Below are 19,267 nucleotides of genomic sequence, written 5' to 3' on the forward strand. Positions count from 1 at the left end.
ACRTCTCTCTTGCCAACCCCATGGCGAAGCCCATGGGGGCAGCTAAAAGAGGATTTGRGCAGAGATYTGCCGGCTGTGGTTGCACAAGGGAATTTATATCTGCAAGAACGYTGGCGRGTTGAAGGCATTAAGGCTTTTCTAATCCCTTTAATTGGGCTACTGGTTGTTTTAGCAATAGTGCTGGCCTTAATTTTTAGGCATCAAGSCAATGGGGCCTACGAAAAAAATGATGATATTGCTGCAATTGAAGAGTTATTYAATCCAACCCAAGAAATCAATGTTGATATCCCTGAACCTAAACAGGTTTTTGAACAGGAATCTAAACAGCAACCAGAGCTTTCTTTAGTTAAGCAACCTTCCCTTGATCCCCTGCTTGAACTACTGCAAGCCAAAACTGAAAATCCACTAATCACCGCCTTGCATCCAATGCCGGAGCAGGGCGTATTACGCTTAATCCCTAGCCAAGCCTTCGAGGATTTAACTGCAGCTAAAAGGGCTGAACAGGCCGATGCCTGGTTAGAAAARACGAGGGCAATGGGATTTACTGATTTAGAGTTGCAAACTGCTACGGGTGTTATTGAGGGGAGATCTGCAAGGGTTGGGCAGGGCATGATTCTATTTAGCCCATCGATACCATGAGTAAATTYCTTTGCCTTCAAGATCTGGCAGATTTCTTTSGTGAGCCAATTCAACGGCGTGGAATGCCACCSGATCCAGGCACCATGAATTGGAATTTTGAAAAGGTGTGTACCGATAGCCGCGCCCTTCAGGCCGGCGATTTATTTGTACCAATCAAAGGCGAACGYTTTGATGGRCATAATTTCCTTGATGCAGCTGTGGCCGTAGGTGCCGTAGGTGCTTTGGTGGCAAACAATTGGCACACTGAAATYCCMGAGCAGCTTTCCTATCTMAAGGTTGAGAACACTACCGATGCRTACCAAAAAATYGCCTTGCTATGGCGCCAGCGCYTGCCGCTGCCGGTTATTGCCGTAACTGGATCAGCAGGCAAAACAACAACCCGAGAGTTGATTAAGGCCTGTATTCAAAGCCTGGGTCTAATTGAGGCTAGTTGCGGTAACGAAAATAATGATATTGGCGTACCGAAAACTCTTTTGAGGGCAAGAATGCCCCTCGGAGCAGTGGTGTTGGAGATGGGTATGCGTGGTTTAGGTGAAATCGAAAGGCTCAGCCGCTGYGCGGAACCCAGCATTGCTGTAATAACCAATATTGGTACCGCCCACATCGGCAGGCTTGGCAGCCGTGAGGCCATAGCAAAGGCTAAATGTGAAATTACTGCRGCTTTAMATCCCAATGGATTAGTGGTAATCCCCGCTGGCGATCCATTGCTCGAAAATGCCTTGATGCAGGTTTGGCAAGGGCGAGTGCAAAGGGTAGCCCTGCTTGATGATCCGCTACACCCTTCAACACCTTTGCCAAATCTAATCGGTGAAATTAAAGAAAATGCTGAACAAATGCTAGTTTGCGATAATGTWTTAATTAATTTACCMATACCAGGCACCCATAATGCGCGCAATCTTCTATTGGCTATGGCCGTAGCCCAWGAATTAGAAATTAAAATTGAAAATCTAGCTAGGCTTGAAGTTGAATTGCCAAAYGGGAGAGCCCGAACAATTAATTTGCAGGCTGATTTGGCGGGTGTAACTATCCTTGACGAAACCTACAATGCATCKCCAGAAGCAGTTCTTGCTAGTTTAGATATGCTTGCTCAGCAACCAGGTAGAAGGTTTGCTGTTATTGGCACCATGTTGGAACTAGGTGMGCAAAGTGTTAATTTGCATCGAATGGTTGCWGAACGTGCGGCAGCTCTAGCTATCGATGGTTTATTTGTTTTTGCAGATGATGCMGAGGCTGAGGCTATTATCGCMGCCGGAGCGTCGATAAATTTAATTGAGCGCGTTTATTCGCTYAAAGAAGCCGCAGATAAATTAAAAAAWTTGCTTAAAGCKGGCGACTATTTACTCTTAAAAGCAAGCAGGGGTGTTTCCCTTGAAAAGATTATYCCAATGCTCCAAACATGAATTAAGAATGTTCACTGCTGCGCATTTTTTCTATAAATARTTTCTCTTCTTCTGCGGAWGCAAGTTTGCCTTCATCAACAATAATAATTCTATCTGCYACATCAAGAATTTTATTGTCGTGGGTAACCATTATTATTGTGGTTTGTTGTTCCTTGGCAAGTTCYTGCATCAAATTAACAACAGMCCTGCCGGATTCCTTGTCGAGAGCAGCTGTTGGCTCATCKCCAAGCAGTATTTTTGGCTTACTCACCAATGCCCTTGCTATAGCTACCCTTTGCCGCTGACCACCAGATAACTTTGCWGGGTAATAATCAAGTCTTTCGCCAAGGCCWACCTTAGCGAGCATTTCATCTGAAAGTGCATCCATATCTTCAKCGTAATATTTATCATGTAACTCCAGAGAAAGGCGAACATTTTTYCTCGCATTTAAAAACATCATTAAGTTATGGGCTTGAAAAATAAATCCCACATTTAAGCGCAAACGAGCCAACTGAATTTTTGAGGCGCCATTTAATTCCTCGCCTAGGATTTTTAAACTTCCATCCTGGCAAGACCTTAAACCACCAAGCATTGTTAGTAGTGTGGTTTTACCTGAGCCGGAAGGGCCTGTGCAGATAACGATTTGGCCTGGATATATATCTAGGGATAAATCTTTTAATGCATGCTTGCTATTCTCACCGCTTCCAAACCAATGGTTTACATTTCTGAGCGAGATGATTGGGGCGCTCTGATCGATTCGCGTTGTGTTTTCCATTTAAAAAACGTCTGCAGGATCGAGTTCAACTAGCTTTCTTGTTGCAAGAGCTCCAGAGCCCACGCACATTATAAATGTTAGYGCTAAAACTTGAATTGCCCTAGTACTAGTCATGAAGATTGTAAGTTTRGTTACTCCTGCCAACAATGCATATAAACCTGTGGAAAGGATAATTCCAGGTACAAATCCTATAAAAGCAAGAATTGCTGATTGTTGGATTACCACACTGATTACGTAGGTATTTGTATAGCCCATCGCTTTTAATGTGGCATATTGTGGCAAAGAATTCATAACATCTCCAAACAATATCTGATACACAATTATAGAKCCAACAAGAAATCCAACCAACACGCCTAGGGAGAAAATAAATCCAACACTAGAATTCTTTTTCCAATAGGCAAGTTCTAGATCAGCCAGTTCATCTCGCTCCCAGAGAAAATGTGTTAACTATTTTTATTGTTTTATCATTAACTTCAACTGGCATAAAGCGATTGGCTTTAAGGATTCCAAGTACATCGCCATACTGTTTTTTGGCATTACGATCGAATAAAGCATTTCCAAGTGGCTTTATCTGATCCATATCTGCCATTAATTCTGGGAATGCTAAAGACTGTTTAYCTAAGCCAATACCATAGATAAATATGTCAAACTTCTGACGAGTTGTAGGTGTAATCCAGCTACCTCGATTAATCCGTAAGGCTGAAACCCCAGCAACACCTTCAACGCCTAATGCTTGATAAAGTCGGCTGCGTTCAAATTCCTGAAGTGAACCAAGGTTGCTATAGCCTGAACTAACCATTGTTAGTTCRGCGGCTAGCTTTTCAATGGGCTTACGTTGACTGTTATAAATACTATCCATCAGGCCTAGTTGAAAAAATATAAGCAAATTGGAAAAGCCAATYCCGGCCACAGCAATGCTCATCTTTACAGGATTATTGCTTACCTGAAGCCAAGCAACTGGGGTTTTTTTGAGCAGTTTGCTAATGAATTTTTTCATAGRTTTGTTGGCTTGGATTTGTCAAAAATTACATTTACTTGTAAATTTGATGCCAAGCGGATTTTTTCAACTTGCTCCGGTGTAATCAATAGCTTTAATTTAACTTCAAATACTCGCTGATCCATGTTTTCRCCGGGTTCTCCCGCGAAAACAGACTGGCGTTTCACCTGGGGAATCAACTGAAATACCTGCGCTTTTAGGGTGCCGTTAAAGCCATCTACACTTATTTTTGCTAACTGACCTTTGCTGATTTTTGGTAARTCGGTTTGATAAACTTCAGCAACAACAATCATATTGCTTGTGTCAGCCATTTCAAGTAAACCMTCATCGCCAACCTTATCGCCAGCTCTTGCATTTATTTTCAGGATCTGACCATTCTCAGGGGCCCTGATTGTGGTGTCTTTATATTCCTGGAGYGCCCTGTTCAATGATGCTAAAGCCTTGTCTAATTGATTTTGGGCTTTGTTTATGTCTTGGGGCCTAATCTCTTTGATCTGGGCAAGKGTATTGCGTGAGCTTTCAATGTCCGACCTTAATGTACTGAGCGTGCGTTCACGGTTGCCGATCGCTTTAGCAAGGTCTGAATTGGCAACATCGGCGCGGGTTCGGTAGCGATCCCGTTGCAATTCAGATACACCGCCARCTTTAAATAATGATTCATATCGCTCAGCTTCAAGCTTTGCTTCCYTCTGCTTTGAACGGGCTGAATTTACKTCTGCATTCAGKGCTTCCGTTTCTCCTGCAAGCTGCCTCTCTAGGCTTTGAACTTTGAACTCCTGGGCGCCAATTTCACCTTTTTTTGCTCCTGATCKAACAAGGGCAAGCTCGCTCTGGGCCACCTTCACCTCCTGTTGAGCTTCCTCCAAACTTGCCTTACGGGCTAAGGCACTGTTGAGGATGGCTAAAGGGGTGCCAGCTTTAACTATTTGATTTTCCTCAACTAATAGTTTTTCAATGCGATCACCACTCAGGGAGCTGGGCAGTGAAATTTTGCGAATTTTACCCTCTGGCTCTAGGCGSCCTAGGGCMGAAACTTGCCTTGGMGMTGGGGCAACCACTTGCTCAGGTTTATTTAAGCCGCAGCTAGCAAGAAGTAATGGAGYTGATGTTGCCAAAAGGCARCAAGCTATTGCGCTAAAAAATTTYGGATTACTTGGCTTTTTGCATRGCATGATTGAATGAGGCAWATTTRAAAAAGACATAAGTTTAAAATTAATTTAAGCTTTGATARTTTTCTTTATTATACTGMCGGGCTCTGCCAATGGCAAGGCTATTGTTTTGCACATCTTTTGTGATGGTTGAGCCAGCGCCGATCACAACATTTGAGCCAATGGTTAYCGGTGCCACTAAAACACTATTAGCACCGGTTTTACTATTRTCGCCAATGGTGCTGAGGTGTTTGTTCTTGCCATCATAATTTGCYGTTATTGTTCCAGCACCCACATTAACATTTAGGCCAAGTTTTGCATCACCAATATARCTCAAATGGTTKACCTTTGATCCTGAGCCAATARTACTTTTCTTAACTTCTACAAAGTTGCCAATACGAACGTTTTCACCAAGATCAGCTTGAGGTCTCAGGTGTGCGAAGGGGCCAATGTTGCAACCATCGCCTATTTTTGCAGAATTAATTACCGACATTAATACGGTTGCATCATTACCTATTTCCGCATCGATGATCAGTGAGCCAGGGCCAATGCGGCAGGAGTTACCAATTTTGCAATTGCCGCGGAAGTGGCATTGGGGTTCAACAACAACATCACGGCCAAATTGTGTTTCTTCGGAGATAGTGCAGCTTTTAGGATCGATAAAACTCACACCTTCCTTAAGCCAATGTTGCCGGATTCGATCCTGCAGCATGGCCTCGCAATCAGCCAGCTGTTGGCGATCGTTGATGCCTGTTATTTCAGATATGTCGCTCACTATTAAATGTTTAGCATTATTGAGCATTGCAATCGTATCGGTTAAATATAATTCTCCCTGATCATTTTCACTGCTTAAGGTTGGCAATACCTTTTTGAGGGCGCTCCATTTAAAGCAATAGATTCCTGCATTTATCAGCTTRTTTTGGCGTTGCTCGCAATCGCAATCGCGATCTTCAACTATTGCAGTAACCTCCCCATCATTATTGCTAAATACCCTTCCATAACCATTGGGGTTTTCTAGCATTGCCGTTAATAGTGTTGCCTCGGCGCCACTTTGGCAATGCATAGCCAGCAGTTGCGAAAGGGTTTCTTGCTTCAGCAAAGGCACGTCGCCATTTAGCACCAGTAGGTTGCCATCAAATTCAGCAAGCGGGGCCATGAGCTGTTGAATCGCATGGCCTGTGCCGTTTTGCGGCTGTTGCAAAATAAATTCAGGCTTGCCCGGATGATTCTGAAGYTGCTGTTGCACCCGTTCAGCCTGGTGGCCAACAATCAACAGCAGCCGATCCGGGTTGAGACAAYTGCTGTTTTTRATTACCCGCTCTAGCAGGGTTGCACCGGCAAGRGGTTGCAATACCTTCGGCAGGCTGCTTTTCATGCGGGTGCCTTTACCTGCAGCTAGCACTGCTACAGCGAGCATTGGCCCTAAGCAACTGGTCGGGAATCTACCGGCTTCTAGGCCTGAATTCTTGCGAGGTCTTGCCAAAAGCTGGGATARGAAACAGCCGCRGCATCAGCCCTTGCCAATTTGCTTGAACCATTGGCGCCAAGGGCGGCAATGGCCAGGCTCATCGCCACCCTGTGATCAGTTTCACTATCSAGMTGGGCTCCATTCAATTTTTGCTTGCCGGGAATTACKAGGCCATCGGCTGTTTCCTCTAGTTCAGCCCCCATCGCCCTTAATTGGCGTGCCATTACCGCTARGCGATCGGTTTCTTTAACCCTTAATTCAGCGGCATCTTTGATCACGCTGGTGCCTTCGGCGGCTAGGGCAGCCACAGCAAGGATTGGGATTTCATCCACAAGTGTTGGGATCAGCGCGCCGCCGATATTGAACGCCTTAAGCGAGGCTGGTTTAACCCTTAGGTCGCCCACCGGTTCRCCGGCAACCAGCCTGTGCKCCAATAATTCCACCGCTGCACCCATTTGCTCTAGAACCGTGAGAATGCCGGTGCGGCTTGGATTTAGTCCCACATTTTCCAAGATTATTTCCGAGCCAGGAATCAGTAACCCGGCCACAAGCCAAAAGGCCGCAGAACTGATGTCCCCTGGCACCACAACTTTTTGGCCATGGAGATTGCTCCCCGGGGTTAACTGCACCTCAGGGCCCAAAGCGGCGGTTTGCTTACTTTCCAATTGGGCTCCAAATGCCTTCAGCATCCGCTCGCTGTGGTCGCGGGAAAGCGATGGCTCAATAACTGTGGTRACACCTKTKGCAGTTAGTGCAGCTAGCAAAATTGCACTTTTWACTTGAGCGCTGGCCACRGGAGTGTGAATGGTTGCCCCAAGTAATGCTTTTCCATTAACTGCCAGGGGAGCCAAGTTTCCCCCCTGGCGACCAGTAATTGATGCCTCCATTTTTGATAGTGGCTGCACCACCCTCCCCATGGGCCGCTTGCGTAGTGATTGATCACCATCAAGAACAAAATGCCGCCCTTCCCGGCCAGCAAGTAGCCCCAGCATTAGGCGCATGGTGGTTCCYGAATTTCCGCAATCSAGAATTCCAGKCGGTTCTTGGAGGCCATCAAGGCCAACCCCCTGCACTCTTACGATTTCACCAGCTGCAATCTCAGACACCWCAACCCCCATRGCCCTTARGCAGKTGGCGGTGCTTAGGGGGTCTTCAGCTGGCAGCAAGCCTTCAATTTCGGTAGTTCCTTCTGCAATCGCACCAAATAAAAGGGCTCGATGGGAAATTGATTTATCACCTGGTACACGGATGGTTCCACGCAAATTGGYAGCGCCGCCATCAATTTGGATGCATTCAGYGGCCATAGGTGTTGAGCTGTTAGGCCAAATCCTATGGATTAACCAAGCATCAAGCCCCCATCCGGGTCCAGGGTTGCCTCCCAACTGCGTTGGTCGTAAAGCAATTCCGCCAGGCTGAGGCCCGCCATTTCCCGTTCCATTGCCCGTAGGAGCCTCTGCTGCAACTGCATTTCCAGCTGCTCCCCCGCAGAGGCCGCAGCTTTGGCATCAACTGGAGCAAATTGAGTGAGCCTTGGTTGCCTCCAGCCACCAACGGCGTTTAAMACCGCCTGAAGCGCCAATTCATGGGGGGGGRCCTTGAGGCGATAGCCGCCATTYCTYCCCCTTGTTGCCTCCACCAGGCCAGCGCGGCGCAGCTGAAGCAGCAACTTCTCAAGCATCGGTGCCGGCAAGTTTTGTCGGTTTGCTAGTTCAGGGCCTGAAATACTGCTATTTGGGTGGCGGGCTAACTCCACTAAAGCCCTCAGGGCAATGGTTCCTGCTCTTGTAAGCATCAAGCCTTTGCTTTTTCAGCTAATCGTTCAAGTACGTGTTCCAATTGCAGGCCAAATAGGCTTGGGTCTGGGTTGTAGTTGCCATTATTCATATCTTTGTTTGAAGCCAAATCAGCTAATCCAAGTTCCTGCCAGCGGTTTGTAATCCGTTGCTCTAATTCTTTCGATCTGCTCAATGGCTCGCCCCATTCATGGCGTTTTTCGGGACCAACCTTCGTGGTGGCATCAATGGCTAGGCGACCACCAAGGCCAAGCCTTTCGCTKGCGAAATCGAGRGAATCAAAAGGGGTGTCTTGGAGCACAAATAAATCCCGTTGGGGATCMACTTGGGCTGCAATAGCCCAAACAACTTGGCGCGGATCGCGCACATTGATTGCTTGATCAACAACCACAACAAATTTTGTGTAAGTGAATTGGGGCAAGGCGCTCCAAAAGGCCATGGCAGCTCGCTTTGCCTGGCCTGGATAGGCTTTTTTGATTGATATAACCGCCAATTTGTAGCTAAGCGCTTCCATCGGAAGGAAGAAATCAACRATTTCWGGCACCTGTTGACGCAGGATTGGCGTGTAGATGCGATTGAGGGCTATYGCCAACATCGCTTCCTCCTTKGGGGGCCTGCCGCTGAAGGTGGTGAGCATTAATGGATTTTTTTGCTGTGTTACGCAGTGGAACCTCACCAATGGTGATGGCTCCTCGAGKCCGTAGAAGCCCATGTGGTCGCCAAAGGGTCCATCTGGGTTGGTTTCCCCTGGGGTGATAGTGCCCTCCAGCACAATTTCGCTGTGGGCTGGCACTTCCAGGTCAACGGTTTTACAGCGAGCTAAATGAACCCCCTCGCCGGCATAAAGCCCAGCGAATAACCACTCSGAAAGTTGCACTGGAATYGGTGTGGCRGCAGCCATCACCAAAAGGGGGTGCACACCAAGGGCAACGGCAATTTCTAGTTTTTCGCCCCKGGCAGCGGCCTTACGCAAATGACCCGCACCACCACGCACACTGAGCCAATGCACCGTCATGGAACGGGCATCCTGTTGCTGCAAGCGATAAACACCAACATTTGGAACCCGTGTTTCGGGATCTCGAGTGATCACTAAACCAAGGGTGAYAACTCGGCCRGCATCCCCGGGCCAGGGTCTTATYAAGGGCAGCTGATCAAGGTTGAGCTGATCTCCCTTTTGAACGATTTGCTGRCAGGGGGGAAAAAGATCAAAGTCGGGRCGAGCCTTCACTAAATCCCAGAGCACCCTGCCAAAGGCTGCTGTTTCCTGCAGACCCTTCGGCGGTCGSGGTTGCTGCAATAARGCGAGGCGGCTACCCAATTCYTCCAGTTGCTCCACCCGCTCAAGCCCCATGCTCCACACCACCCGTTCCACCGTGCCCAGCAGATTGAGCACAAGGGGCATGGGGCTGCCGATCACGTTTTCAAACAACAGCGCCGGTCCCCCCATGGCAAGAACCCTGTCGGCAATTGCTGCCACTTCAAGATCGGGATTAACTGGAGCGGTGATGCGACGCAATTGACCGCGCTGTTCCACCAGCTTCAGAAAATCGCGCAGGGTGCGCTGCGCCATTGGTGCCCAGAAAGTTCACACCTACTGTGGCGCACCTGGCCCTGCTTCCACCGATGCGCGTTTCCTATTTCCACACCCCCGAGCGGGTTCCCCATGGCTCCATGGCTGATGCAGCKGTGGTAATTGATGTTCTACGGGCCACAAGCACGATGGCCTGGGCCCTCCACAACGGCGCGGAAGCCATTCAAGCTTTTGCCGATTTAGATGCCCTCAGCGCCGCCGCTGCCGCTTGGCCCCAGGAGCTTTGTATTCGTGCAGGYGAAAGGGGTGGTGCCAAGCTCGAGGGCTTTGATTTGGGTAATTCGCCGTTAGCGGTAACAGCTGAATTTGTTGCCGGAAAACGTATTTTCATGAGTACCACCAATGGCACCCGCTCCCTGGATCGSGTTTCAACAGCGGCAATGCTTTTTACCGCTGCCCTTGTTAATCGCTCCGCCGTAGCAAAACGTCTTTGCCAACAGAATCCAGAAACGGTTTGGATTGTTGGCAGCGGTTGGGAGGGTGATTACTCCCTAGAAGACAGCCTGGCGGCGGGGGCCCTTGCCGATGCTCTGCTGCAAATTGGCGACACAAGCCTCAAAAAATTGGCCGCCAACGATGAGCTGAGCGCCTCCCATGCCCTTTGGAGCCAATGGAAAACCAACCCAGAGCAGGCCTTGCGCCTCGCTAGCCACGGCCAAAGGCTTGAGCGTTTGGGCGATCACGATGCTGATTTCGCCTGTTGCGCTGCCGTTGACAGCCTGGTGGTGGTGCCCCAACAAACCGAAATGGGAGTTTTGAGGGCCACCTGAGGCTCGGTACAGTTCAAGAAGCGGATTACAGCGGTTTTGAGCAGCTTCCTTGCAGCAGCCCTGCAAATGAACAGCACCCCAGATCCGGATGCAAATTTTGCCCAGGCTGAAGAGTTAATCGAATTAGCAGCCAGGCGGGGTGCTGATTTGGTGGGCTTACCTGAAAACTTTGCCTTTATGGGTGAAGAGGCACGCAAATTAGAGCTGGCCCCCAACCTTGCCGAGCGTTGCAGCCGTTTTCTCGTAACGATGGCCCGCCGTTATCAAGTAACCCTTTTGGGCGGCGGCTTCCCGGTGCCTGCAGGGGAAAGCCTCACCTACAACCGCGCCGAATTGGTGGGCACCGATGGCCTTTTGCTTGCCCGCTACGACAAGATTCATCTTTTTGATGTGGATTTGCCAGACGGCAATACCTTCACTGAATCCGCCACGGTTTGCTCTGGAGCCGAACTRCCGCCGGTGGTGGCAGTGCCCGGTTTRTGTCGGATCGGTTTATCTATTTGCTACGACGTTCGCTTTCCAGAGCTCTACCGCCACCTGGTGGGGGCTGGGGCCGAATTAATCATGGTGCCYGCTGCTTTTACCGCTTACACAGGTAAGGATCACTGGCAAATCCTTTTGCAGGCCAGGGCGATTGAAAATACCGCCTATCTACTGGCGCCAGCCCAAACGGGGTTGCATTATGGRCGCCGCCAGAGCCACGGACATGCCCTTGTTATCGATCCATGGGGCACGGTGTTGGCCGATGCGGGCGTTAGCCAAGGTGTGGCCGTTGCCCCTGTTGATCCCAGCCACCTACAACGGGTTCGAGGTCAAATGCCCAGCCTGCGGCATAGGCGGCCTGCMTTGTTCTGAACCCACTGATGCTTAATTACGGTTGGCGCTTGGGGCTGCTGGCATCGGCAGCAGTTGTTGTGGTTGCCACCACTCCTCCCGCCCGYGCCTTCAGCGCCCTCGGCGCTTGGCGGATCAATGCCGACGGGGTGTTGGAGTTGCGCACTACCCCCTTTGCAAATCTCACAGCTTCTTTTGATGCGGGTGGTGCTAACCGGGGTCCAAGGCTTTGGATTGATTTGCCCGGCAGYCCGGCGCGCCCCCGCARCATTGCAGGGGCTGGGGCGRTCCGCCAAGWGCGAATCGGCGGCCCTGAACCAGGAATCACCAGGTTGGTGATCGAATTTATGCCTGGGGTGCAAATAGATCCAAGCCAATTGAAATTAATTGGCACCGATAAAGAYAGCTGGAGGCTGCAACTTCCTAACCAACAAGCTGGATATGTTGCTTTAGGGGAAGGAAATGTAGAACGCATCGATCCRGTGCAGGCACCCGCTGAAACCCAGGTGGCACCGCGGCAACCAATTCGCCCCCTCAGGCCAACCGACCTAGCKCAGGTAACTAGGGGACGCTTTCGCATTGTTATCGATCCGGGCCACGGCGGCCCCGACCCTGGCGCGGTGGGCATTGGTGGAACCCAAGAAAAGGATGTGGTGTTGGAAATATCCCAACAGGTGGCTGAATTACTGCGCAGTAGGGGGGTTGATGTTTTGCTTACCCGCAATGGCGATATCGATGTGGATCTCCCGCCGAGAGCTCAATTGGCAAACAACAGTGGAGCCGATGCCTTTGTRAGCATCCATGCCAACGCCCTCAGCATGGCGAGACCCGATGTGAATGGTTTGGAAACCTTTTATTACCAGAGCCTCCAGGGTAAAAATTTGGCCAGCTCTATCCATTCAGCTTTGATGCAAACGATTCGACGTACGGATCGAGGCGTAAAAGAAGGGCGTTTTTACGTAATAAGGGCCACTCGAATGCCCTCCACCCTGGTGGAGGTTGGTTTCCTCACGGGCGCCGATGATGCTGCCGACCTAATGGATCCAGCCCATCGCCGCCAGATCTCCCTGGCCATCGCCGCTGGCATTCTTGATTACCTGAGGCTTGTTGGTTGACCCTCGGCTCCAAAACTAGTTTTTCAGCCCTACCCAACGATGCCCTTGTGGGCATGTTTGACAGTGGCTTGGGGGGCCTAACCGTGTTGGGCCGATTGCTGCATTTGCGCCCTGGGCAGCCCTGCATATATGTGGCAGACACCGCGCGGGTGCCCTACGGAGGCCGCAGTGAAGCTGAAATTCGCAGCATTGCCGCAGAGGTTGCCAGCTACCTAAAAATGCAAAGCTGCCAAGCCYTATTGATGGCTTGCAACACAACCAATGCTCTGGCCCTGGATGTGGCCCAGGAACATGCAGGGGCCCCTGTGGTGGGCTTGATCGATTCAGTGGCTAAGCGCTTGCGGGGCCGGCGGATTGGTGTGCTAGCAACGCCTGCCACGGCGAAAAGCGGTGCCTACGGAAAAGCCTTGAGGGCAGCGAATGGAAACATCAAGGTTTTAGAGGTGGGCTGYCCATTTTTTGTGCCTGCCGTTGAGCTCAATGACCTTGGCAGCCCTCAACTGCGGGCTGCTGCCAAAAGCTACCTACAACCTTTATTGGCCGCTGATGTGGAAGCAATTGTGCTGGGCTGCACCCATTACCCCCTACTAAAGGCCTTGTTAAGGGAATTAATCCCAACCCACATCGAACTAGTTGATCCAGCCCTGGCGGCGGTAGATGTGCTGAGCGAACTGCTGGCGGCGCCAACACTGAATTCCAAGCAAGCATCTGCTTTCAGTGGTTGCCGCCTATTGGTTACCGGTGATCCCRAAGCATTTGCCGTGGGTGTGGAGCGCTGGCTTGGTTTTAGCCCCAAAGTGGAGCATGTGAGTCTTCAGCAACCCGGTTGAGCCCTCTAAGATCTGGCCAAGCGGGCGAATCCATGACCACGGTTGCAGAACTGCTCCAGCCCGTTGAGTCTGATCTTGAGGATCTGCTTAGCGATCYAAGGGAGTTGATCGGTGCGGGGCATCCGATCCTGCAAGCGGCCGCTGAGCACCTTTTTAGTGCCGGGGGCAAGAGGCTCAGGCCTGGGATCGTGCTGCTACTTGCCAGGGCCATCGATGGTGGTTTGGGACCAAAGCAGCGGCGTTTGGCTGAAATAACCGAGATGATCCACACCGCATCTTTGGTTCACGATGATGTGGTTGATGAGGCCGATACCCGTAGGGGAGTTGCCACAGTTCACAGCAGATTCAGCCACCGAGTTGCGGTGTTGGCAGGAGATTTTTTATTTGCTCAATCCAGTTGGCACTTAGCCAATTTAGARAATCTAGAAGTTGTTAAGTTGCTTTCTAGGGTGATTATGGACCTTGCAGAAGGTGAGATAAGGCAGGGGCTCTACCGCTACGACACCGGCCAAAGCCTCGAAACCTACCTGGAGAAAAGTTATAGAAAAACGGCTTCACTAATGGCAAATAGTGCAAAAGCGGCCGGCGTTCTATCTRATCTAAGTGATGACAARTTAGCTCTTTTATATGAATTTGGAAGGCTTCTGGGACTCGCYTTCCAAGTTGTAGACGAYATTCTTGATTTCACCTCAGACGATGTTCAACTAGGTAAACCATCTGCATCTGATCTGGCCTCTGGAACCCTAACTGCTCCGGTTATTTATGCGATGGAGGAATTTCCAGCYCTGGCTGGAWTCATTGAGCGGGAATTTAATCAACCAGATGATTTAAAACAGGCTTTAGCCCTTGTTGATCAAAGCCAAGGCATCGCCCGTTCCCGCCTGCTGGCCGAACGCTTCGCCCGGGAGGCTGCCAGCTGCCTTGATTTTCTTGCGCCCTCCCAATCAAAAGCAGCACTGCTGGCCCTGCCTGATTTTGTTTTGAGCCGGCTTTACTGATTTGTGAWYTTTTTGGATAGCTCAGCCCAGTTTCAAAAGGCTGTATCGAAGCGGTTTGGTGTGGAAATGGAAATCAAAGTAAGGGTTTTTCGTTTTWGGCCATAGTGCGCTTAGGACGGATCAGTTGGTTGCGATCTGTCCCATGCCTGTTGCTGTTGCTCAACACATCACCCTTACAGATCGCCATGGGCATCCATTGATGGTTTGTGAGTTGCCAAAAGGAATTCGCCGCGATGAGGTGGCGAAGTTACACCATCAAATCCTTGTRCATTTTCATTCTGAGTTGCGCGGGCAAGCCCCAGCTAAGCCCATCCATTTGAGCTGGCCAGAGGTTGTTAATCGCCTAGAGCAAAAAATTGGTTGTTTTGCCTAGTTAGGGGGCTGGCATTGATAATTCAAGGTTCGCCAATGGCCTGAGGGTGTGCTTACTTCTACCCCGATGGCCATTGCTTCCTTGGGATTTTTAGCTGTGCTAAGCCACCAAACCTGGGCATCTTGCCAGGCTGTTTCAAAGGAATCGTAAAGATCGTCTAATTCAGGGTGAGCGCCTCCACTGAGGTCTGTTAACCGATATAGGCGCTGGGCTTGTGACAACGGTGCCAAGTTTTAGGGGATTACRCATTTGATTATCAAGCTTTAAAGCCATGTCTTCTGTCGTCTTCATAACTTCTTCAGCTASAAACCACGAAACTTCTCATTTGTTCACGCAGCTTYGCTGAGTATAAATGCTCTGCCAAAGTTGTTTTTTGATATATATAGTTAATTTACAATCAGTTTGATYTTTGTGGTTTCAAATAATCGCAGCAATTCTCTATCGGTWGTTGCATACACACTTCAACGTTTGGCCGATCTTGGAATCGACAGGGTTTTTGGTGTGCCGGGAGATTATTCTTTCCCAATCAATGATGCTGTTGAAGAGAATTCGCAACTCACCTGGGTGGCATCTGCCAATGAATTAAACGCCGCCTACGCAGCCGATGGCTATGCCAGGCGCCGGGGTGCTGCGATTTTGGCTACCACCTATGGGGTTGGTGAACTCAGTGCAATTAATGGGGTGATGGGATCGCTGGCTGAAAAGCTGCCCGTGTTCCATTTGGTGGGGGCCCCAAGCCTCAGAATTGTTAAGCAAGGATTAGTTGCACACCACAGCCTTGGTGACGGGGTGTTTGGAAATTTTGAACCAATTTCTGCGGCCGCTTGTTGTGTAAGCGCCCGTTTAAGTCCTGAAAATGTTGTTATCGAATTAGAGCGACTAATTGATAAAGCCTTGGAGGAAAGTAAACCTGCCTATTTGYTRMTGCCAATGGATTTGGCAGAGATGCCAATTCAGGGCACCCCCTTTAGGGGTAGTCCGATTGGTTCTATCCGTCAACGCCAAAGTGATCCAACTGAATTGCGCGGTGCACTTGCTCTMGTAACACAAAGAATTAATCGCGCYCAAAATCCAGTGGTTATTGCAACGCGCACATTAGTGCGTTTTGGATTGAGGGATTTATTTGAAAAATTCCTAGAGCAAACTGGGCTCACATATGCCACAGCGCCCATGGATCGMGGCGTATTAACTGAATCCCATCCTGCWTTTYTAGGTGTATATAGCGGTGAGATGTCCCAGCCCAGTGAACTACAACARCTCATTAAAAATGCTGATTTAGTGTTAGATATTGGYGGGTTGATTACAGAAGATCTTAATACTGGAATCTGGACGGATGATGTTGACCCCTCTAAAATTATTAACTTGCGAATTGATTGGGTYCAATCATTAACAGCGGTTTTTACAAGTGTTGCCCTTCARGACATGCTCGAGGGCTTGATTGAATGGCACAAGGATAAAGATACCGCCTATCCATGGCATGGTAAGCGGTTGATTCAACCCTTGGCTCCCATGAAAATTAATGCAGAGGGCATTGAGGCGATGGGCTCTGCATACTTTTATCCGCTATTGCAACGCTTTTTGCGGGCTGGTGATGTTCTTGTGTTGGAAGCTGGCACCTGCATGCTGAAAATTGGCCCAATGAAGTTGCCAGATGGTGTGGATATGGAAAATCAAACCTTATGGAGCTCAATCGGATGGGCTACGCCTGCCGCATTGGGTGTTGCCCTTGCTGAAACTGATCGCAGGGTTGTTTTATTAAGTGGTGATGGAGCCCATCAATTAACCGCCCAGGAAATTGGTGTTATGGGAAGACATGATATCAATCCAGTKATAATTATCTTAAACAATGGGGTTTATGGTGTTGAAAATATGTTGAGCAACCGTAGCCATGATTATAATATTCTTGCCGATTGGAATTATTCAGAATTACCTAATGTTATGGGCTGTAAGAATTGGTGGTGTGGTAAAGCTAGYACTGTGGCTGAATTGGAAAATGCCTTTACTTGTATTAGCAACCACAGTGGTGCTGCTTACTTAGAGGTAATTATTCCTGCGGAGGAGAGTCAACCCCTCCCGCAAGAGTTGATTAACCGTCTCCAAAAGCAGCACACACCAGCCAACCCATAATTAAGAAAGTTTTAGCTTAATTGTTATCGTATAAATAGCATTTCTTGGTAAGTGGGAAGAGGCCAGCGGTCATCATCTATCAACACCTCCAAAGCATCGGCGGCTTGGCGCAGTTTGAGCATTATGGGCAACAGCACCTCTGCGCAGTGCTTCATGTGGGCGGCACTGCCATGGGGAGGGCTATTTAAGGCCTGTTCTAGCAAARCTGATTGCTCTTGCATCTCCCTGTTGAGTGCTGAAATCCTTTCCACTAAACTTGTATCAACTGGTAAGCCCAAACTTTTCTGCTCCATTAAGGARCCACTCATATCGCCAAGGCTGCCTTGCACTGCCGGTTGAATTTGAGTGCGGGCCATCCTCAATGCCAGCTTTGCYTCTACTTCAATGGCAAGWATGTATTGCTCTGCATAAACCTCATAACGGCTTTGTAGTTCAACCCGAGTTAGCACACCTTGGCCTTCAAAAAGGTTTGCTATTTCAGGCCTTTCAAGCACTAGCAATGCATCAGCGCAGGTGGGCAGATTCTCTAGTCCCCGTTCAGCAACAGCTTTGTGATGCCATTCCTCTGAATAACCATCACCACCAAATACCACAGACCCATGCTGTTGCATTACCTGTTTAAGCACTTGGAAAGCGGCATCTTGTAAGGATGCCCCACCTTGGATGCAGCGCTCTAACTCATCGCAAAGCCATTGCAATGAATCGGCAAGGATTGTGTTCATCGCCACTAGGGGGCCAGCAACCGATTGGCCAGAACCAACGGCGCGGAATTCAAAGCGATTKCCAGTAAAAGCAAAAGGCGAGGTGCGATTGCGATCGCCTGGATCCTTGGGGAATTCGGGAAGGGTATCAACACCCAACTGCATAACTCCAGCTRAAGATGATGATTTTGGCTCCCCCTGAAGGATTTGATTAAATACATCTTCTAATTGGCTGCCTAAATATATCGAAATGATTGCTGGCGGAGCCTCATTTGCGCCGAGGCGATGGTCATTGCCCGCTGTTGCTACTACGGAGCGCATCAGGGGGCCAAAGCGATGGACACCCCTGATTACGGCGCCGCAGAACAGCAAAAATTGCATATTCTCGTGGGGGGTATTGCCGGGATCCAGCAGGTTGCCCTGGGTTGAATTACCCACAGACCAATTCACATGTTTCCCTGAACCATTGATGCCAGCAAATGGTTTTTCATGGAGCAGGCAGGCTAAACCGTGTTTTTTGGCGGTGCTGCGCAGCAGGGTCATGATCAGCTGTTGGTGATCCGTTGCCACGTTTGCCGCCTCATAAACAGGGGCAATTTCAAATTGTCCTGGGGCAACTTCATTGTGTCGCGTTTTACAGGGCACTCCTAAGCGGTAGAGCTGCTGTTCAACGTCTTGCATAAACACCTGAACCCGTTCAGGAATTGCTCCGAAGTAATGATCATCAAATTGCTGACCCTTTGCTGAGGCGGCACCAAATAGGGAGCGGCCCACCAGTAGTAGGTCGGGACGCAGGTTTAGAAATGCTTGATCGATTAAAAAGTATTCCTGTTCAGCSCCACAGCTGGAATTAACAGGAGCCACATCTGTGTTTCCCAGGAGCGTTAGAAGCCGCTTGGCCTGGCGGTTCATTGCCGCATTGGATCGCAATAGCGGTGTTTTTTTATCTAGCGCTTCCCCTGTCCAGGAAACAAATACCGTTGGAACACAAAGGGTTACCCCGTTGGGGGTTTCCATCAAATAGGCAGGGCTTGTGATGTCCCATGCGGTGTARCCGCGAGCTTCAAAGGTGGAGCGCAAGCCGCCATTGGGGAAAGATGAACCATCGGGTTCACCCTGAACAAGTAATTTCCCGGTGAATTCTGAAATTACGGTTCCGTCGCTCTGGGGAGCAATAAAGCCGTCGTGTTTTTCAGCTGTGGAATTGGTGAGCGGATAGAACACATGGGCGTAGTAGAGGGCCCCGTGGCTGGTGGCCCATTCCTTCATTGCCTGGGCTACKGCATTGGCAACAGATGGATCGAGCTTGCCCCCTTCCCGAATGGTGCGCTGCACCATTTTGAACTCCTCTTTAGGGAGTGCCTTCTTCATCTTCTCCAATGTGAAAACGTTCTTAGCCCAAAGTTCATCTAGGGGCTTGGCTGTTTCAGCTGGATAGGAACCGCGCAGCTGGATTTGCTCAATAGCACTTAGACGCTGGGGCGAGGGCATGGGATCCGGTGAATCGCTTTTTCCAATTAAAGCCCTAAGCGTCCCCTCAACTGCTATKGCAGGCACYTATTTCCAACTTATCAGCAGCTTGTGTAGCAACTGATACCAAAAAACCTGAGCAAAAATTAGTGAACGCACAAAAAAGCCACCCCWWAYGGGGTGGCTTTCAGGGCATATTTGCCTAAACAGGAATCARTTATTCCTATCAATTAATAGCGATTGCCACCGCCGCCGTAGC

19 protein-coding genes are annotated in these 19,267 nt (G+C 49.5%); 9 read left to right on the plus strand and 10 right to left on the minus strand.

Going from position 1 to position 19,267, the window contains the following annotated elements:
* The first annotated feature begins 177 nt into the window (after nucleotides 1-177).
* Both C7K08_RS08500 and C7K08_RS08505 read left to right on the plus strand, forming a co-directional pair.
* Nucleotides 178-639 (plus strand): hypothetical protein, encoded by a 462-nt coding sequence (locus C7K08_RS08500; RefSeq protein ID WP_133165197.1) that lies wholly within the window; start codon nucleotides 178-180, stop codon nucleotides 637-639.
* Nucleotides 640-722: 83 nt separating this feature from the next.
* The gene (locus C7K08_RS08505) at nucleotides 723-2,039 is read left to right on the plus strand and encodes a UDP-N-acetylmuramoyl-tripeptide--D-alanyl-D-alanine ligase (protein WP_241537157.1); all 1,317 of its coding nucleotides are present in this window, start codon (nucleotides 723-725) and stop codon (nucleotides 2,037-2,039) included.
* A gap of 1 nt (nucleotide 2,040) precedes the next feature.
* Here the strand turns inward: C7K08_RS08505 and C7K08_RS08510 are convergent, their stop codons facing one another.
* From C7K08_RS08510 to C7K08_RS08545, 8 genes are all read right to left on the minus strand, one after another.
* On the minus strand, nucleotides 2,041-2,793 hold the full coding sequence (locus C7K08_RS08510; RefSeq protein WP_106500203.1) for an ATP-binding cassette domain-containing protein: 753 nt from the start codon (nucleotides 2,791-2,793) through the stop codon (nucleotides 2,041-2,043).
* Nucleotides 2,794-3,144, minus strand: a complete 351-nt coding sequence (locus C7K08_RS08515) for an FtsX-like permease family protein (protein ID WP_161955851.1) — start codon at nucleotides 3,142-3,144, stop codon at nucleotides 2,794-2,796.
* Between the two features lie 67 nt (nucleotides 3,145-3,211).
* Nucleotides 3,212-3,790, minus strand: coding sequence for an ABC transporter permease (locus C7K08_RS08520; protein ID WP_106500205.1), 579 nt, complete (start codon nucleotides 3,788-3,790; stop codon nucleotides 3,212-3,214).
* Nucleotides 3,787-4,848, minus strand: a complete 1,062-nt coding sequence (locus tag C7K08_RS08525; protein ID WP_161955852.1) for an HlyD family efflux transporter periplasmic adaptor subunit — start codon at nucleotides 4,846-4,848, stop codon at nucleotides 3,787-3,789. Before C7K08_RS08525 ends, C7K08_RS08520 begins: the two co-directional genes overlap by 4 nt.
* A 154-nt stretch (nucleotides 4,849-5,002) precedes the next feature.
* On the minus strand, nucleotides 5,003-6,355 hold the full coding sequence (gene glmU, locus C7K08_RS08530) for a bifunctional UDP-N-acetylglucosamine diphosphorylase/glucosamine-1-phosphate N-acetyltransferase GlmU (protein WP_106500207.1): 1,353 nt from the start codon (nucleotides 6,353-6,355) through the stop codon (nucleotides 5,003-5,005).
* 35 nt (nucleotides 6,356-6,390) lie between these two features.
* Nucleotides 6,391-7,710, minus strand: coding sequence for a 3-phosphoshikimate 1-carboxyvinyltransferase (gene aroA / locus C7K08_RS08535; RefSeq protein WP_106500208.1), 1,320 nt, complete (start codon nucleotides 7,708-7,710; stop codon nucleotides 6,391-6,393).
* A gap of 32 nt (nucleotides 7,711-7,742) precedes the next feature.
* Complete coding sequence (locus C7K08_RS08540; RefSeq protein WP_106500209.1) at nucleotides 7,743-8,198, minus strand: RrF2 family transcriptional regulator; 456 nt, start codon at nucleotides 8,196-8,198, stop codon at nucleotides 7,743-7,745.
* Nucleotides 8,198-9,769: a UbiD family decarboxylase gene (locus C7K08_RS08545; RefSeq protein ID WP_106500210.1), complete on the minus strand. Its 1,572-nt coding sequence runs from the start codon at nucleotides 9,767-9,769 to the stop codon at nucleotides 8,198-8,200. The genes C7K08_RS08540 and C7K08_RS08545 overlap by 1 nt, the downstream gene beginning before the upstream one ends.
* Before the next feature lie 53 nt (nucleotides 9,770-9,822).
* Between C7K08_RS08545 and C7K08_RS08550 the strand changes: the two genes are divergently transcribed.
* The 6 genes from C7K08_RS08550 (at nucleotide 9,823) to C7K08_RS08575 (ending at nucleotide 14,710) form a co-directional block, all read left to right on the plus strand.
* Nucleotides 9,823-10,560 carry a 2-phosphosulfolactate phosphatase family protein gene (locus C7K08_RS08550; protein WP_106500221.1) on the plus strand — a complete coding sequence of 246 codons (738 nt, stop codon included), beginning with the start codon at nucleotides 9,823-9,825 and terminating at the stop codon, nucleotides 10,558-10,560.
* A 36-nt stretch (nucleotides 10,561-10,596) separates the two neighbouring features.
* On the plus strand, nucleotides 10,597-11,415 hold the full coding sequence (locus C7K08_RS08555) for a carbon-nitrogen hydrolase family protein (protein ID WP_106500211.1): 819 nt from the start codon (nucleotides 10,597-10,599) through the stop codon (nucleotides 11,413-11,415).
* Nucleotides 11,416-11,423: 8 nt separating this feature from the next.
* Nucleotides 11,424-12,509, plus strand: coding sequence for an N-acetylmuramoyl-L-alanine amidase family protein (locus tag C7K08_RS08560; RefSeq protein WP_106500212.1), 1,086 nt, complete (start codon nucleotides 11,424-11,426; stop codon nucleotides 12,507-12,509).
* Entirely contained in the window at nucleotides 12,506-13,339 is an 834-nt protein-coding gene (gene murI / locus C7K08_RS08565; RefSeq protein ID WP_241537158.1) for a glutamate racemase, read from the plus strand. The genes C7K08_RS08560 and murI overlap by 4 nt, the downstream gene beginning before the upstream one ends.
* A gap of 32 nt (nucleotides 13,340-13,371) precedes the next feature.
* A complete protein-coding gene (gene sds / locus C7K08_RS08570) occupies nucleotides 13,372-14,337 on the plus strand; it encodes a solanesyl diphosphate synthase (protein WP_106500213.1) in 966 nt (321 codons plus the stop codon).
* A gap of 142 nt (nucleotides 14,338-14,479) precedes the next feature.
* Nucleotides 14,480-14,710 carry a hypothetical protein gene (locus C7K08_RS08575; RefSeq protein WP_106500214.1) on the plus strand — a complete coding sequence of 77 codons (231 nt, stop codon included), beginning with the start codon at nucleotides 14,480-14,482 and terminating at the stop codon, nucleotides 14,708-14,710.
* Here the strand turns inward: C7K08_RS08575 and C7K08_RS08580 are convergent.
* Nucleotides 14,707-14,940 (minus strand): hypothetical protein, encoded by a 234-nt coding sequence (locus C7K08_RS08580; RefSeq protein ID WP_106500215.1) that lies wholly within the window; start codon nucleotides 14,938-14,940, stop codon nucleotides 14,707-14,709. The two genes, C7K08_RS08575 and C7K08_RS08580, sit on opposite strands and share 4 nt — an antisense overlap.
* Nucleotides 14,941-15,121: 181 nt before the next feature.
* Between C7K08_RS08580 and C7K08_RS08585 the strand changes: the two genes are divergently transcribed.
* On the plus strand, nucleotides 15,122-16,837 hold the full coding sequence (locus tag C7K08_RS08585; RefSeq protein ID WP_106500223.1) for an alpha-keto acid decarboxylase family protein: 1,716 nt from the start codon (nucleotides 15,122-15,124) through the stop codon (nucleotides 16,835-16,837).
* Between the two features lie 23 nt (nucleotides 16,838-16,860).
* On the opposite strand, the gene C7K08_RS08590 is transcribed toward C7K08_RS08585, so the two are convergent.
* The gene (locus C7K08_RS08590) at nucleotides 16,861-19,029 is read right to left on the minus strand and encodes a glutamine synthetase III family protein (protein ID WP_106500216.1); all 2,169 of its coding nucleotides are present in this window, start codon (nucleotides 19,027-19,029) and stop codon (nucleotides 16,861-16,863) included.
* Nucleotides 19,030-19,267 lie beyond the last annotated feature (238 nt).

It is taken from the genome of Synechococcus lacustris str. Tous, assembly GCF_003011125.1.
Taxonomy (GTDB): domain Bacteria; phylum Cyanobacteriota; class Cyanobacteriia; order PCC-6307; family Cyanobiaceae; genus Synechococcus_D; species Synechococcus_D lacustris.